A 14213-nucleotide genomic window follows, 5' to 3' on the forward strand; every position below is an offset into this window, starting at 1 on the left:
CAGTCGCTCACTCAAAGCTGACAGGTTCTGAATAAATTCAAAAACCTGACTTACTTTAGTGTGAGACTCTTGATACTTTCGCTACTCCCGACTTCGCTCCGAAGAAAAAGGTCAGGCCGCGTCACCGCATCAAGCGCCCACACTTATCGGCTGTAAATTTTTAAAGATCGATCGCGAAGTTGCCGTTAGAACTGCTTGACCACCGGCTTCTTTCTGCGTTGCTGCGTCAGCAGCAGAGAAACGAGATTATGAAGAATCTTTTTCGCTTCGTCAACCCCTTTTTTTCGCTTACCGCTTAAAAAGCTGTCGACTCCTGCGTCCGCCGGTTTCCGCGGCGGCCTTCGCAAACCCGGATGTCAGAGACATCGAACTGCGAAGGGGGCGAATCTTAACGCCACGCCAGCGAACCCGCAAGCCCTTCTTCATCGACTCAACAAAAAAGGAGGCGCACTGTGCCTCCCTACATAGCGGATCGAGTCCTCACGTTTTCGAGCCGCCCTTCGGCGGCCGCTTGAACATCGCCTTGCACGGCGGCGACAGCTCGTCATAGTGCTGCTTCATGCATGCCGCGATCTTCTCCTTGTTCGGAATCTCTCTCGCGCAGAAGTGAAACGCATCGCCGCGGCATGCGTGCTCCTGTTCGTCGCGCGACGCGCCGACGCTCGCCATCGCACAAGTCAGGCCGACCAGCAGCGCGCCCGTTTTCATCATGCCCATGCGCGGCTTCATCATGGCGTTCTCCTCGTGATGAGTGTGACGCATCACTCTGCAAGGGCCATTCCCGGCACGCCGCTTGCAGCACTGCACTCACTTCCCACGATGAGGCGCTGCGCTCTCGCAGCGCAAATGCCATGAAACCATCGATCACCCGCGTCATCGCGCTCTGCTCGGCCATCGCCATACCCGGCGTCCCGCTTGCCGCCCACGCGGACGACAGCGCCAACCCCTGCGCCGCGCTCAAGCGCATCGTCGCGGCCGCACCGCAGCATTTCAGCTCGCTCAGCCCCGACGACGGGCGCGCCGTCGCTCAACCCTACGGCGACGACGCGCAATGCGCGGCGAGCGGCGGCACCTATCACTGCATCTGGAGCGTGCGAGACGCCGGTTCGGGCACGAATGCGCTTGAAGGCGTGGGAGCGGACATCGCCTCGTGTTTGCCCGATGCGACGCACGATCTGAATTCGCCGGGCCATCAGCACTTCTATCTGGGGCAGCGCGGCAGCCGCACGGAGATTACGGCGCAGACCGACGGCTCGGCGAAAGTGAAGCTCAGCGTCTCACATCAATAGGATCCGTCGGCCGCGCGCTCACGAGCGCGCCGCTCCATCGGCAGCCACCCGCCGCCGCGTCGCCCCGGCCGCCCGCGCGGCACCCTGCCGACGGCCGGTGAGCACCGTCTGGACGATGACCGCCGCAAGCAGGAACGCCCCGCTCGCAAGGTTCTGATAGTAGGGGCTCAGCGTGCCGACCTGATTGATGACGTTGTCGATCACGCCGAGCAGCAGCACGCCGGCCAGCGGTCCGGCCATCGTCCCCACGCCGCCGGTGAGCAGCACGCCCCCGATCACGGCCGCCGCGATCGACTGCAATTCGTAGCCCGTGCCCGCGCCCGACAACCCCGAATCGAGATGCGACGCCAACAGCGCGCCGGATAACCCGGCGAGCGCGCCAGAGAGCCCGTACGCGAGCACCTTCACGCGCTCGACGCGCACACCCAGCATGCGCGCCGCCTCCTCGTTGCCGCCAATAGCGAAGATGGCCGCGCCGAAGCGCGTGTGGTTGAGCAGCGCCGCGCCGAGCGCATAGACCACGATGAGCATCCAGATGAGGTTGTTGACGCCCAAGATCGATCCGTTGGCGATGCGCGCAAAAAAGCCCGGATTGGCGATCAGCAGATCCTGGCTCGCCAGCACGAGCGCGAGGCCCTTGAGCCCGAGCAGCGCCGCAAGCGTGACGATGAACGGCGCCATGCGCGCGCGGGCGATCAGCAGGCCGTTGCCCAGCCCGACCACAAAGCCCGCCGCCACCGGTGCCAGCATCGCGGCGCCCCATCCATACGGCGCGGCATAGGCGGTCAGCACGGTGCCGAGCCCGACCATCGACCCGACCGAGAGATCGAAGCCGCCCAAAATGATGACGATGCTTTGCCCCACGGCGACGAGGCCGAGGAACGCGCCGTTCGAGACGATATCGGCGAGATTCGCGGGCCGCAGGAAATCGGGGAACACCATGCCGGCCACGAGCGCGACGACCACGAGCATGGCGATCGCGCCGCGCGACTGCACGAGCGCGATCAATTGCGTGCGGCGACCCGCGCCCGGCGCGGCGGCGGTGGATGTGGGCGCGTCCAGCCGGGCGGATTGAGTGGGCTTCGGCATTGCGTCAGCCTCCCGAGCGTTGCAGATAAAGCGCGACGACGATGAACACCGCCTTCAGGATCTGCGCGTAGGTGAAGCTGATGTTGTTCATGATGAAGCTCGCGTCGAGCACTTGCAGCAACAGCACGCCGAACACCGCGCCGACGATCGAAATGCGGCCGCCCGAAAGCGGCGTGCCGCCGATCACCGAAGCCGCGATCGCGTCGAGCTCGAAGTTCACGCCAACGTAATTGGGATCCGCCGCGCCGAGCCGCGACGAGGCGAACACCCCGGCGAGTCCCGCGAACGTGCCGCTCACCGCATAGACGAGAAAGAGCGTGCGCCGCACCGGAATGCCCGCGAGGAACGCAGCGCCACGGCTCGCGCCGACGAGAATCGCATAGCGCCCGAAGGTCGTGCGCCGCACCACGAACGCCACCACCGCGGCGAGCGCGAGTGCGATCAGCATGACGATGGGCAGCGGCCCGAGCGCACCCGCGCCGAGCAGGTCGAACGCGGGCGTGTCGGGCAGATTGACGCGCGAACCGCCCAGCAGCGCCTGCGCGAGACCGCGCGCGGCGACCAGCAGCGCGAGGCTGGAGATCAGCGGGTCGATCGCGAGCAACGCCACGAGCAGGCCATTGCACAGGCCGACCACGGCGCCCACCGCAACCGCCCCCACGAGCGCCGGTCCCACGCCGTACGGCAGAAACACGGCGACCGAAGCGCTCGCGAGCGCCATCACCGATCCCACCGAAAGGTCGATGCCGCGTGTGGCAATCGCCAGATTCTGGCCGAGCGCGATCAGGACGATCGGGGCCGCTTCGAAAAGCAGGCTGCGCGCGGCGAACGGATTCGAGAAGCCGGGCGTCACCGCGAGATTGAACGCCACGAGCGCGGCAAGCGCAAAGTACACGCTGTGCTCGCGCAGCACCGTGCGCCAGGCGTGCGCGCGCGGCGCCTCGCCGGAAGCGGAAGCCGCGGAACGGTTCGGGGAACCAGAAGAATTCGAGGAACTCAAGCTTGCCTCGTTCGATTCAGGATGGGTCGCCATCGGAGCGGTCATGGTCGAGTGTGGCTGAATGGGCTTCGCGCTGCTCAGGCATTGCCGCCGCCCTGATCCGCGCCGTTGCCGGTGGCCGCGCCCGCCAGCACGGCGAGCACGTCGTCCGGGTGCGCGCCGGCGGTCGGCATGCCGCCCTGGGTCGCGCCTTCGTTGAGCACCACGAGGCGGTCGGTGAGCGCGAGCAGTTCTTCCATCTCCGACGACGTGACCACCACCGCGAGTCCCTCGCGCGCCAGTTCCTGCACGACGCGATGCACTTCCTCCTTCGCGCCGACGTCGATGCCGCGCGTGGGATCGTCGAGCAGCAGCACGGTTGGACGCGTCGAGAGACAGCGCGCGATCAGCGCCTTCTGCTGATTGCCGCCCGAAAGCGTGGTGATGAGCGCGCCGGGGCCGGCCGTCTTGATGCCGAGACGTTCGATGGACTCGCGCACCAGTTGCGCCTCCTTCGTGCGCGAGATGAAGCCGAAGCGCGAGATGCGCGGCAACAGGCTCGCCACGATGTTCTCGCGCACCGAGAGGCGCGGAAAGATGCCTTCGGCGCGGCGGTCTTCGGAAAGAAAGGCGAGGCCGCGTCCGATCGAGCGGGCGGGAGTCGCATGCGCGAGCGCGCGCCCGGCGATGTTGACCTCGCCGCCGTCGGCCTTCTGCGCGCCAAAAATTGTCTTGAAGGTTTCCGTGCGGCCCGAACCGAGCAGCCCTGCCAGCCCGACGATCTCCTTGCGCGCCACGCGCAGCGACACATCACGCACGCGATTGCCCCATTCCAGATGATCGACGGCGAGCGCGGGCGTCGCATCTGCATCCGCCTGGGCGGCGCCCGAGCGCTCGGTCCATGCGTGCTCGCCCGCGCTCTCGCGGCCGAGCATCGCCGCGATCAGCGCCGCGCGCGGCAGTTCGTCGGGCGTGCCCGTGCGGACCACCGCGCCGTCGCGCATCACCGTGAAGCGGTCGCACAGCCGGTAGCATTCGGACAGCCGGTGACTCACGAACAAGAGCGCGATGCCCTCGTCGCGCAACCGGTCCACGACTTCGAACAGCACGTCCACTTCCGCGCCGCTCAAGGCCGAAGTCGGCTCGTCGAGGATCAGCACGCGCGCGCCCAACGACACGCCGCGCGCAATCGCCACCATCTGCTGCGCCCCGAGTCCGAGCGAGCCAAGCCGAGCAGCCGGATCGACCGCGAGCCGGTAACGCTGCACGATTTCGGCGGCGCGCTCGAGCATGCGCCGCCGGTCAATCAGGATGCCGAATCGTTTCGGCTCGTGACACAGGAAGATATTGTCCGCCACGCTGCGCTCCGGTATCAGGTTGATTTCCTGATACACGGCGCACACGCCCGCGCCCTGCGCGGCGCGCGGGCTGTCGAACGCAACGTTCGCGCCGTCGAGCGTGAGCGCACCCGCGTCGGGCTGGTGAAACCCGGTGAGCACCTTGATCAGCGTGGACTTGCCCGCGCCGTTCTCGCCCACGAGGCCATGCACTTCGCCCGCGCGCAGCGTGAGCGAAACGTCGCGCAGCGCGCGCACCACGCCGAAGGTTTTCGAAACGCCGCGCGTTTCGAGCACGGCGCGCGGCGTGGTGGAAGCGGCGCGATTTGCGGGGGCGCGCGTCGTCATCGTGCGGGCGCGGCTCAGTAGACCTTGCCCTGCGCGAGTGACGGCTGCGCGTTGGTCCTGTCGAACAGCGCGTCGTCCATGATCTGCTTCTGCGGCACCGGCCGGCCCGCGAGATAGTCTTCCAGCGACTTGAAGGCGAGCGGGCCGAAGCGCGGATTCGTCTCGACGTCGGCGGCCACGATGCCGTTCGAGATATCCGTGACGATCTCCTTCGTGCCGTCGATCGAGACGATCTTCACGCCGTTGAGCTTGCCGGCCTGGCGCAACGCCTTGATCGCGCCCACCGTCATCGTGTCGGCGTGGGTGTACACGGCGTTGACGTCCGGGTGCGCGAGCAGGATCTGCTCCATCACTTTCTGCGCCTCGGTCGTCGACCAGTTCGCGGTCTGCGCCGCGGCGATCCGCATGCCCGGGTAGGCCTTGAGGCCGTTGGCGAAGCCGTCCGTACGCTGGCTTTCCACGGTATTGCCATAGCCGCCCTGAATCTCGGCGATGACCGCCTTGCCGCCGGTGGCGTCGGCGAGCGCCTTGGCCGCGCGCTCACCCTGCTTGTAGAAGTCCGAGCCGAGGAACGTGATGAAGTCGGTGCAGACCGTGCCCGCCGTCTGCCTGTCGATCGTCACGACCGGAATGCCCTTCGCGCGCGCCTGGGCGAGCGCGGGTTGCAGGCCCGTGGAGTCGTTGGGCGCGATGATGAGCGCCTCGGCGCCCTGGTTGATCATGCTTTCGATGTCGGCGACCTGTTTGGCCTGGTTCGCGTTGGCGTTGGTATACAGGAGGCGCTTCACGCCCGCTTCCTTGGCCGCCGCGCGCACCGAGGCGGTCTCGGTCGCACGGAACGGGTTCTGCTCGTTTTCCGATTGCGAGAAGCCCACCACCATGTCGCTGAGCTTCTTGCCGCCCGGCTTGGGATTCGTGCAGGTCTCGCTGGAATTCGCCTGGACTTTCTGCGCGCCGGAATCGGACTGCGCGTACGCGCTCGCGGCGAAGGTGCTCGCGAGGCAAAGGCCGGCGGCAATGAAGGCTGACTGGATTCGTTGATGACGCATGGCTGTCTCCTGTGTCGACCACACGGGACGCTCTAGCGCCTGGTGCGGCTCCACAAAGCGATGAATGACATCGGCGGCGCGGGTTCTGGGCCCGCCCCGGTTCTTGTTGTCTTTCCTGATTCATCCGGCGCGACGATGCACGCAACAGCAAGCCACGCATCACGCCGAATTATTACGGCCACTGCTTCAACTAATATTACCAGTCAAATTTCGTTGATATTAATGAGGGTATTCACGGGGGAGGCGGGGTCCGGCGCGCACACCGAGGTGCGTTCGATGAGCGGCCCGTCGAGCTTCACGGTGCGGTGGCGCACGGGCGCGCCGGCGCTGCGGTTCTGTTCTTCCTGTAGCAGCGTTTCGACGGCCCAGCGGCCGAGCTCGTAGTTGGGCAGCACGACGGTGGTGAGCGGTGGATGCGTATGGCGCGCGATTTCCTGGTCGTCATAGCCCATCACCGAAACGTCTTCGGGCACGCGCTGCCCGAGTTGCTTGAGCGCCTCGATCGCGCCGATCGCCATGAGGTCGTTCGCGCAGAAGATCGCGGTGGGCGGATTCGGCTCGCGCATGAGCGAGAGCGTAAGTTCGAAACCCTTGCCGGAGCTCCAGTCGCCGTCGCGCACGAGGCGCTCGTCGAACGGCAGGTCGGCAGTCGCGAGCGCCTGACGGTAGCCCTTGAGACGGTCCTTCGCGGCGTCCTGCCAGGTCTCGCCATTGATGAAGCCGATGCGGCGGTGCCCCGCCTCGATCAGGTATTCGGTGGCCGTATGACCGCCCGCCACTTCGGCCGGCACGACCGAGGAAAGCGCGTGATCGGACGAGTAGCAGTTGAGCAGAACGGCCGGCACTTTCAGCAGCGCGGGGGGCACCGCGACCTTGCGCGTGTACACGGTCGCGTAGATCACGCCGAGCACGTTCGGCATGGCGAGCGTTTGCAGCACCTGCTGCTCCATCTGCGCGTTGCCGTGGGTCGAGAACACCGCGAGCAGGCAGCCGTTGTTCCAGGCGGCGTCGCGCGCGCCGTCGATGCTCACCACGGGGTGCGGGCTCGTCGACACTTCATCGGCGATATAGACGATCAGGTTGCGCTCGCCGGCCGGCGCGGGCGTCTGGATCGCGCGAATCGGCAACTGATAGCCGAGCAACTGCGCGACTTCGTGCACCTTCTGGCGCGTGGCTTCCGAGAGCTTGGCGCCGACCGCGCCGTTGAGCACGAGGGAAACCGTGGATTGCGACACGCCCGCGGCCTTCGCGATGTCGGTCATGGTCGGGCGGCGCTGCGTCGATTTTTTCATCGGATGTGGGGGCGGCTGCGGATAGGCTGCGCGGCGCGGCGGCGCGCGCTCGGGGCCGCGCTGTTGGCCCGAAGCGTAGCATTAATAATTTGGGCCATCAATTGGCGTATGTCACCATTTTTCCGGCGCTGCATCGATCGGATCGAGCGACTATATTATCTTTTATTAGTAATAAATCATTCGTCGGGAGCGCGCTCATTTGACCTCCAGATCGACACCTTCGCGCTTGCCGGCCGCCGCGCAGGCGACCTTCGACACCGCCGCGCTCGACGACGGCCAGCTCGTCACGCTCGCCCACGGCGAAACGCGCGCGCTGGTCGCGCCGCACGTGGGCGGCTCGATTGCCGCGTTCTACGACACGGCCGGCCACGCGCCGCCGTTTCACTGGCTGCGCCCGGCCACGCGCGCCGCCCTCGACGCGCGCGATCCGCTCGGCATGGCGAGCTTTCCGTTGATGCCGTACTGCAACCGCATCCGTGACGGGCGCTTTCGCTTCGAAGGCGAGATGATCGACCTGCCGAGCGGCACGGGCGCGCTGCGCCATGCGCTGCACGGCCACGCGTGGCGGCGGCCGTGGACCGTCGAAGCGCGCACGGACAGCACGCTCACGCTGCACTTTCTGCACGAGCCGCACGCATTCACAAGCTCGCATGGCCCGGACTCGCATGCGGGCACAGGCTGGCCGTTTCGCTATGAAGCGCGCCAGCATCTGACGCTCGACGCCAGCGGCCTTACCGTGCGCCTGTGGGCGCGCAACCTGGCCGCGCGGCCGATGCCGTTCGGCCTGGGCCATCACCCCTACTATCCGCGTCCGTCCGGCACGCGCATCGCCGCGCGCGTGCGCGCGATGTGGGAGATCGATGCGGAAGTCCTGCCGGTTTCGCTCAACGCCCATCCGGCCGTGGACGCGTTGCAGGCCGGACTGCTCGTCGACGATTTCGATCTCGACAACAACTTCTCCGGCTGGCGTCACGAGGCGCAGATCGAATGGCCGCACGAAGGCCGCCGCCTCGCGCTGCGCGCGAGCGCACCCCTCGACTTCTTCGTGCTGTTCAGCCCGCCCGGCTTGCCGTACTTCTGCGCGGAGCCGGTCAGCAATACGACGGACTGGCTCAATCTTCGCCATGCAGGCACGGCCCAGCGCATCGACGTGGGCGGCACCGTGCTCGCACCCGGCGAGACGCTCGAAACCCAGCTTGCCTGGCTACCTGAAAGGCTTTGAAGCGGCGGCTCTGAAGCTGCGGCACCGCGCCGGTTCCCGATTCCAGCTAGCGTCGCACTGCGGTTACTATTCCAGGTTGAAAGCCAAACCAGAAAACGCGGCTCGCCCACGCGCGCCGCCACAACGACAACCTTGAATGGAATCCGTATCGGCGTGAAAACGCCAACGCGGGTCGACAGGAGACAACACCATGGACCGCCCACGCGCCGTCAACGTCCAGACCTTCATCAACGAGCATCCGTTCTCGCCGTTTCAGTGGTTCATCTTCGCGATGTGCTTCGTCATCGTCCTGCTCGACGGTTTCGACACGGCCGCGATCGGCTTCATCGCGCCCTCGCTGCTCGGCGAATGGGGCATCTCCAAGCCCGCGCTGGCCCCGGTGCTGAGCGCGGCGCTGTTCGGTCTCGCTTGCGGCGCGCTCGTCTCGGGGCCGCTCTCCGACCGCGTCGGGCGCCGCTCGATGCTGCTCGGCGCCGTGCTGCTGTTCGGCGCGATCTGCCTCGTTTCGGCGTTCTCCACGAGCATCGGCGAACTCACGTGGCTACGCTTCGTCACCGGCGTGGGCCTGGGCGCGGCCATGCCCAATGCCGTCACGATGATGGGCGAATACTGCCCCGACCAGCGCCGCGCCACCATCATCAATCTGATGTTCTGCGGCTTTCCGCTTGGCGCGGCCTGCGGCGGCTTTCTCGCCGCGTGGATGATTCCGCACTTCGGCTGGCGCAGCGTGCTCGTGCTCGGCGGCGTGACGCCGCTTTTGCTCGCCGTGCCGCTCTTTTTGCGCATGCCCGAATCGGTGCGCTACATGGTTGCGAACCAGCGCCCCGTCGAACGCATTCGCGCCGCGCTCGCGCGCATTTCGCCTGACGCCGCCCAGGCACAGGTGTTCACGATGACCGAAAACACCCCGCACACGCAGGGCAAGGGACTCGGCGTCGTGCTCTCGCCCATGTACCTGGTCGGCTCGCTCATGCTGTGGGTCGCGTACTTCATGGGGCTCGTGATCTTCTACGCCTCGATCAACTGGATGCCGCTGCTGCTCAAGGACGCCGGCCTCGCGCCCGCGAGCGCCACGCTCATCTCGGCGCTCTTCCCGCTCGGCGGCGTGGGCGCGGTGCTGTGCGGCGTGCTGATGGACCGCTTCAACGCGAACCGTATCATCGCCGTGTGCTATGCGCTCACTGCGCTTTCGGTGTGGCTCATCGGCCAGGCGGTGGGCAACGTGGGCCTGCTCGTGCTCGTGGTGTTCGTGGCCGGCGTGCTGATGAACACGGCGCAATCGTCGATGCCCGCGCTCGCCGCCGCGTTCTACCCCACCCAGGGGCGCGGCACGGGCGTGGCCTGGATGCTCGGCATCGGCCGCTTCGGCGGGATTGCGGGTTCGTTCCTCGTGGCCGAGCTGGCGCGCCGCCACTTCACGTTCGCGGGCATCTTCGCGACGGTCGCCGTCGCGGGTCTCATTGCGGGCGCGGCGCTGCTCATCAAGCAGGCCGCGCGGCCGCAGGTCAGCGGCGAGGCGGCGGCGAAAACGGAGTCGTTCGGGCACTGAGGCCCGAACTCGCGCACGGCGGCGCAAGCCGCCGTGGCATCAGCCGCCGAGCGCGCCGAGATTGAGCGTATGCGAATGGCCGATCCACACAGCGGCGTCGCGATGGTCGCGCAGCGCATCGGACGTGTTCGGATGCACGAACACGTCGAGCGAGCCGTGATTGAGCGTGAGCCACGCGACGATCTCGGCGAAGCGCTCGCGCGACATGGCGAGTTGATACGACCACATCGGGTGCGGGCCGACCGGGCGCTCGTGAAAGCGGCCGATCTGCACGACCTGGCCAAAGCGCGCCTCGATCGCTTCGCGCAGCGTCCATGCGGCGTCGCGCGTCGCCGCGTCGAAATAGATGTGCGCGTGCCAGCTGGTGATATCGGCGGGATCGAGGTAGTTCATGGCGGGACAGGACTGCGGTAAGGGTTCGAACCGTCATTGTCCATCGAATGCCCGCGCCGCGCAGGCGAACGCGCACCGTTACGCTTCAGTGCGCGCCGTTTGAATACGTGTCGCCCACCATCAGGCGCACGATTTCATCGCCGTCGGTCTCGGCCACGCGCCGCTCGCCCGCCACTTCGCCGCGCCGCAACACGACGATGCGCTGCGCCACGGCAAAAATATCGTGGAGATTGTGCGAAATGAGGATCACGGCCACGCCCTGCGACTTGAGCGCGCCGATCAGCTCCATCACCTTGCGCTGCTCGGGCACGCCAAGCGCCGCCGTGGGCTCGTCCATGATGAGCACGCGCGCGTTCCAGTAAATCGCGCGGCCGATCGCAATGGCCTGGCGCTGGCCGCCCGAGAGCATTTTCACCGGGCCGCCTAGCTTGCGCGGCGGGATCACGATATCGAGCCGTTCGAGCACCTCGCGCGCGACCCGCGCCATCTGCGGGCGATCGATCACGTTCAAGCCGAACAGCCGCCGCACGGGCTCGCGCCCGAGGAAAATGTTGCTGCCCACGTCGAGATTGTCGGCGAGCGCGAGATCCTGATAGATGGTTTCGATGCCTTGCGCCCGCGCGTCCTGCGGGTCGCGCAGTTGCAGTGGACGGCCTTCGAAATGCAGTTCACCCGCGTCGGCGCGATAAACGCCGGAGAGAATCTTGATGAGCGTGGATTTGCCCGCGCCATTGTCGCCCGCGAGCGCGAGCACTTCGCCCGGCATGAGCCGCAGTGAAACGCGCTTGAGCGCCTCCACGCCGCCGAAGCGGATCGACACATCGCGCGCCTCGAGAATCGGCGTGACGCCCGCGTCGCTCATTGCGCGCCTCCCAGCCGTTCCTTGTACTGGTCGATGAGCACGGAAAGAATGATGACGATGCCGACCACGATGAACTGCCAGAACGCGTTCACGTCGATAAACACGAGCCCGAACTCGATCACGGCGATGATGAGCGCGCCGATCAGCGTGCCGATGACATTGCCCGTGCCGCCAAAGAGGCTCGCGCCGCCGATCACGACCGCCGCGATCGAATCGAGCAGCATGGGCTCGCCCGCGTTCGCCGCGCCGGCCGCGAAGCGCGCCGTGTAGACAATGCCGCCCACCGCCGCGAACGCCGCTGCGATCAGATAGATCGCGAACAGATGGCGGCGCACGTTGATGCCCGCGCGTATGGCCGACTGCGGATTGCCGCCTATCGCATAGGTGTACTGACCGAAGCGGGTTTGCGAGAGCACGAAATGCATGATGGCGAGCAGCACGGCCGTGAGGATCACGGGCGTCCAGCCGCTGCCGAGCCATGCGAGACCGGCATTGTTGACTGCGACGGTCATGCCGCTGCCCGCGGCGAGAAAGCCCACGCCGCGCGCGACGCCATACATGCCGAGCGTGCCGATGAAAGCGGGCACGCCCAGTCTTGCGATCAGCACGCCGTTCACGAAGCCCGGAATCAGGCACACGAGCATCGTGAGCGGAATCGACATCAGCAAGATCCAAGGCGAAGCGCCGCCGGGAATCGTGAACTGCGCCACGCACACGGCCGCGAGGCCCATCACGAAACCCACCGAAAGATCGATGCCGGCGGTGATGATCACAAAGGTCTGGCCGATGGCGAGCAAAAGCGGGGCGCTGGCCGCGAGCCCGATCGATTGCAGGTTGTACGCGTTGAACACGAACGAGCGATGCGCCGATATCCGCGCCCACGCCTCGAAGAAGACGAGCAGCGAGCCGAGAAAGAGCCACGGCCACACCTTGCTGACGAGCGCGAGCCGGTCGAGACGTTTGTCGTTCATGTCGTGGGCGTGAAGGGCGCGGCCGGGGCGTTCAGTTCGAGTAGATGTACTGCTTCATCTCCGGCTTGTCGATATTCGACTTGTCGAGCACGACGAAGCCCGTGCCCTTGTAGGTGGGGATCTTCTTGCCGTGAATCACGTCGCCGGCGAACTTCACGGCGTCGTAACCCATCTGGTCGGGAAGCTGCGCAATGGCGATATCCACGAGACCGCTGCGGATCTGCTCGTCGATGCCGGGCACGGCGTCGAACACGACGACCTTCACCACGCCCTGCTTGCCCGCGTTCTTCACGCCTTGCGCCGCGCCTGCGCCCGAAAACGTGTTGGCGCCGAACACGCCCGCGAGATCGGGATTGCGTGCGAGCACGGCAGCCACGTGCGAAGCGGCGCGATTGGCGTCATCCTCGTTGTATTGCGTCTCCAGCACCTTGATGTTGGGGTGCTTCTTCATCTCTTCCATGAAACCTTGCGCGCGCGCGTCGGTGCTGGAAATGCCAGGCTTGTTGTTCTCGCAATAGACGGTGCCCTTGTCGCCGATCGCCTTGGCCAGCGAACGCGCCGCCACGCGGCCGCCTTCCAGGTTGTCCGAAGCAATATAGGAGAGCGGGAAATCGGCGTCACCCTTGCCGGTTTGATAGTGTCCGTCGCCGATATAAGTGTCGACGGTGATGACCTTGATGCCGGCGTCCGCGGCTTCCTTGAGCGGGCCGATGAGCTGTTGCTTGTCGACGGGTGAAACGAGCAGCACGTCGGGATGCTTGGCGATGAAGGCCTTGAGAATCGGCACCTGCTCGGTGGTATTCCAGGCCTTCGGCACCTGGAACAGCAACTGGATGTTTTCTTCCTTCGCCGCGCGCTCGGCGCCGCGATGCATGGTGAAGTAGAACGGATCGGTAACGCCGGGCAACAGCGCGACAACGGGGTGCGCCGCATCTGCGTGCGCCACGCCGGGCAGCGTAGCGAGCGCGGCGACGGAGATCGTGGAAAAAGCCATCAAACAGCGGAGAGCGTTGCGCAACATGTTTGTCTTCCTCCAAATGAGTCCGACGCACGGCGCCCAATCTTCCCGAGGCGACGACGCCCGGCAGCAGTGGCTCAGTATACTGAGGCGCACTGCTGCCGGGCCTGGTGTTTTCCTGCACTCGCAGTGCTGTTTATGCACGACGGGTGCGGCCGTCCCGATTTGTGGGATGACTGACTATTTCATTGCAGGAACAACCGATACGCCGGGTTGCTCGTCTCTTCCCAGTGCGGATAACCGAGCGTGGCGAGGAAGCGGCGGAACTCGGCGTCTTCCGCTGCGGGCACCTGGATACCCACCAGAATCGAGCTATAGTCCGCGCCCTGGTTGCGGTAGTGAAAGAGGCTGATATTCCAGTTCGGCGCCATCGACGAGAGGAAGCGCATGAGCGCGCCCGGCCGCTCCGGAAACTCGAAGCGGAACAGACGCTCGTCGTGCGCGAGCGGCGAGCGGCCGCCCACCATGTAGCGGATGTGCTGCTTCGAGAGTTCGTCGCCGGTGAGATCGACGGTCGGAAAGCCGTGATCCACAAAAGTCTTCGCGATCTGCTGCGACTCGCCACGGTTGCGGATCTGCACGCCCACGAAGATGTGCGCGCGCTCGGCGTCGTCGATGCGGTAGTTGAATTCGGTCACGCTGCGCGTGCCGACCAGTTCGCAAAAGCGCTTGAAACTGCCGCGCTCCTCGGGAATCGTCACCGCGAACACCGCTTCGCGCGCTTCGCCCACCTCGGCGCGCTCGGCCACGAAGCGCATGCGGTCGAAGTTCATGTTCGCGCCCGAAGTGATCGCCACGAGCGTCTGGCCTTCGAT

The 14213-nt window shown here is 66.1% G+C and carries 14 protein-coding genes; 3 read left to right on the plus strand and 11 right to left on the minus strand.

All coding sequences use genetic code 11. The features are described from left to right. Positions 1-480: 480 nt before the first annotated feature. Positions 481-711 (minus strand): hypothetical protein, encoded by a 231-nt coding sequence (locus C7401_RS43980; RefSeq protein WP_181565849.1) that lies wholly within the window; start codon positions 709-711, stop codon positions 481-483. A gap of 140 nt (positions 712-851) precedes the next feature. Between C7401_RS43980 and C7401_RS43985 the strand changes: the two genes are divergently transcribed. Then, complete coding sequence (locus C7401_RS43985; protein WP_112178329.1) at positions 852-1289, plus strand: hypothetical protein; 438 nt, start codon at positions 852-854, stop codon at positions 1287-1289. 18 nt (positions 1290-1307) lie between these two features. On the opposite strand, the gene C7401_RS43990 is transcribed toward C7401_RS43985, so the two are convergent. From C7401_RS43990 to C7401_RS44010, 5 genes are all read right to left on the minus strand, one after another. After that, complete coding sequence (locus C7401_RS43990; RefSeq protein ID WP_112178330.1) at positions 1308-2378, minus strand: ABC transporter permease; 1071 nt, start codon at positions 2376-2378, stop codon at positions 1308-1310. A 4-nt stretch (positions 2379-2382) separates the two neighbouring features. After that, positions 2383-3378, minus strand: coding sequence for an ABC transporter permease (locus tag C7401_RS43995; protein ID WP_258397487.1), 996 nt, complete (start codon positions 3376-3378; stop codon positions 2383-2385). A 77-nt stretch (positions 3379-3455) separates the two neighbouring features. Continuing rightward, complete coding sequence (locus tag C7401_RS44000) at positions 3456-5042, minus strand: sugar ABC transporter ATP-binding protein (RefSeq protein WP_112178332.1); 1587 nt, start codon at positions 5040-5042, stop codon at positions 3456-3458. Between the two features lie 14 nt (positions 5043-5056). After that, entirely contained in the window at positions 5057-6091 is a 1035-nt protein-coding gene (locus tag C7401_RS44005; RefSeq protein WP_112178333.1) for an ABC transporter substrate-binding protein, read from the minus strand. Positions 6092-6294: 203 nt separating this feature from the next. Further along, on the minus strand, positions 6295-7383 hold the full coding sequence (locus C7401_RS44010) for a LacI family DNA-binding transcriptional regulator (RefSeq protein WP_112178334.1): 1089 nt from the start codon (positions 7381-7383) through the stop codon (positions 6295-6297). Between the two features lie 199 nt (positions 7384-7582). Here C7401_RS44010 and C7401_RS44015 point away from each other — a divergent pair, with 199 nt between their 5' ends. Together C7401_RS44015 and C7401_RS44020 are read left to right on the plus strand one after the other, a co-directional pair. Beyond that, on the plus strand, positions 7583-8605 hold the full coding sequence (locus C7401_RS44015; RefSeq protein ID WP_244315127.1) for an aldose 1-epimerase: 1023 nt from the start codon (positions 7583-7585) through the stop codon (positions 8603-8605). 190 nt (positions 8606-8795) lie between these two features. After that, the gene (locus tag C7401_RS44020; RefSeq protein WP_112178336.1) at positions 8796-10154 is read left to right on the plus strand and encodes an MFS transporter; all 1359 of its coding nucleotides are present in this window, start codon (positions 8796-8798) and stop codon (positions 10152-10154) included. A gap of 39 nt (positions 10155-10193) precedes the next feature. Here C7401_RS44020 and C7401_RS44025 read toward each other — a convergent pair whose 3' ends face one another. The 5 genes from C7401_RS44025 to C7401_RS44045 form a co-directional block, all read right to left on the minus strand. Further along, a complete protein-coding gene (locus tag C7401_RS44025) occupies positions 10194-10547 on the minus strand; it encodes a DOPA 4,5-dioxygenase family protein (RefSeq protein WP_112178337.1) in 354 nt (117 codons plus the stop codon). Between the two features lie 85 nt (positions 10548-10632). Continuing rightward, positions 10633-11409 (minus strand): ATP-binding cassette domain-containing protein, encoded by a 777-nt coding sequence (locus C7401_RS44030; protein ID WP_112178338.1) that lies wholly within the window; start codon positions 11407-11409, stop codon positions 10633-10635. Continuing rightward, positions 11406-12380, minus strand: coding sequence for an ABC transporter permease subunit (locus C7401_RS44035; protein WP_112178339.1), 975 nt, complete (start codon positions 12378-12380; stop codon positions 11406-11408). Before C7401_RS44035 ends, C7401_RS44030 begins: the two co-directional genes overlap by 4 nt. Before the next feature lie 31 nt (positions 12381-12411). Further along, complete coding sequence (locus C7401_RS44040; RefSeq protein ID WP_220092917.1) at positions 12412-13401, minus strand: ABC transporter substrate-binding protein; 990 nt, start codon at positions 13399-13401, stop codon at positions 12412-12414. A gap of 182 nt (positions 13402-13583) precedes the next feature. Continuing rightward, on the minus strand, positions 13584-14213 hold a 630-nt coding region (locus tag C7401_RS44045), incomplete at its 5' end, for a threonine ammonia-lyase (protein WP_507763449.1).

The sequence above is a fragment of the Paraburkholderia unamae genome (assembly GCF_003268775.1).
GTDB lineage: Bacteria > Pseudomonadota > Gammaproteobacteria > Burkholderiales > Burkholderiaceae > Paraburkholderia > Paraburkholderia unamae.

Coding starts and splice junctions, on each gene's coding strand:
- C7401_RS43980 (WP_181565849.1), bottom strand. CDS start 711: ATGATGAAAACGGGCGCGCTGCTGGTCGGCCTGACTTGTGCGATGGCG.
- C7401_RS43985 (WP_112178329.1), top strand. CDS start 852: ATGAAACCATCGATCACCCGCGTCATCGCGCTCTGCTCGGCCATCGCC.
- C7401_RS43990 (WP_112178330.1), bottom strand. CDS start 2,378: ATGCCGAAGCCCACTCAATCCGCCCGGCTGGACGCGCCCACATCCACC.
- C7401_RS44000 (WP_112178332.1), bottom strand. CDS start 5,042: ATGACGACGCGCGCCCCCGCAAATCGCGCCGCTTCCACCACGCCGCGC.
- C7401_RS44005 (WP_112178333.1), bottom strand. CDS start 6,091: ATGCGTCATCAACGAATCCAGTCAGCCTTCATTGCCGCCGGCCTTTGC.
- C7401_RS44010 (WP_112178334.1), bottom strand. CDS start 7,383: ATGAAAAAATCGACGCAGCGCCGCCCGACCATGACCGACATCGCGAAG.
- C7401_RS44020 (WP_112178336.1), top strand. CDS start 8,796: ATGGACCGCCCACGCGCCGTCAACGTCCAGACCTTCATCAACGAGCAT.
- C7401_RS44025 (WP_112178337.1), bottom strand. CDS start 10,547: ATGAACTACCTCGATCCCGCCGATATCACCAGCTGGCACGCGCACATC.
- C7401_RS44030 (WP_112178338.1), bottom strand. CDS start 11,409: ATGAGCGACGCGGGCGTCACGCCGATTCTCGAGGCGCGCGATGTGTCG.
- C7401_RS44035 (WP_112178339.1), bottom strand. CDS start 12,380: ATGAACGACAAACGTCTCGACCGGCTCGCGCTCGTCAGCAAGGTGTGG.
- C7401_RS44040 (WP_220092917.1), bottom strand. CDS start 13,401: ATGTTGCGCAACGCTCTCCGCTGTTTGATGGCTTTTTCCACGATCTCC.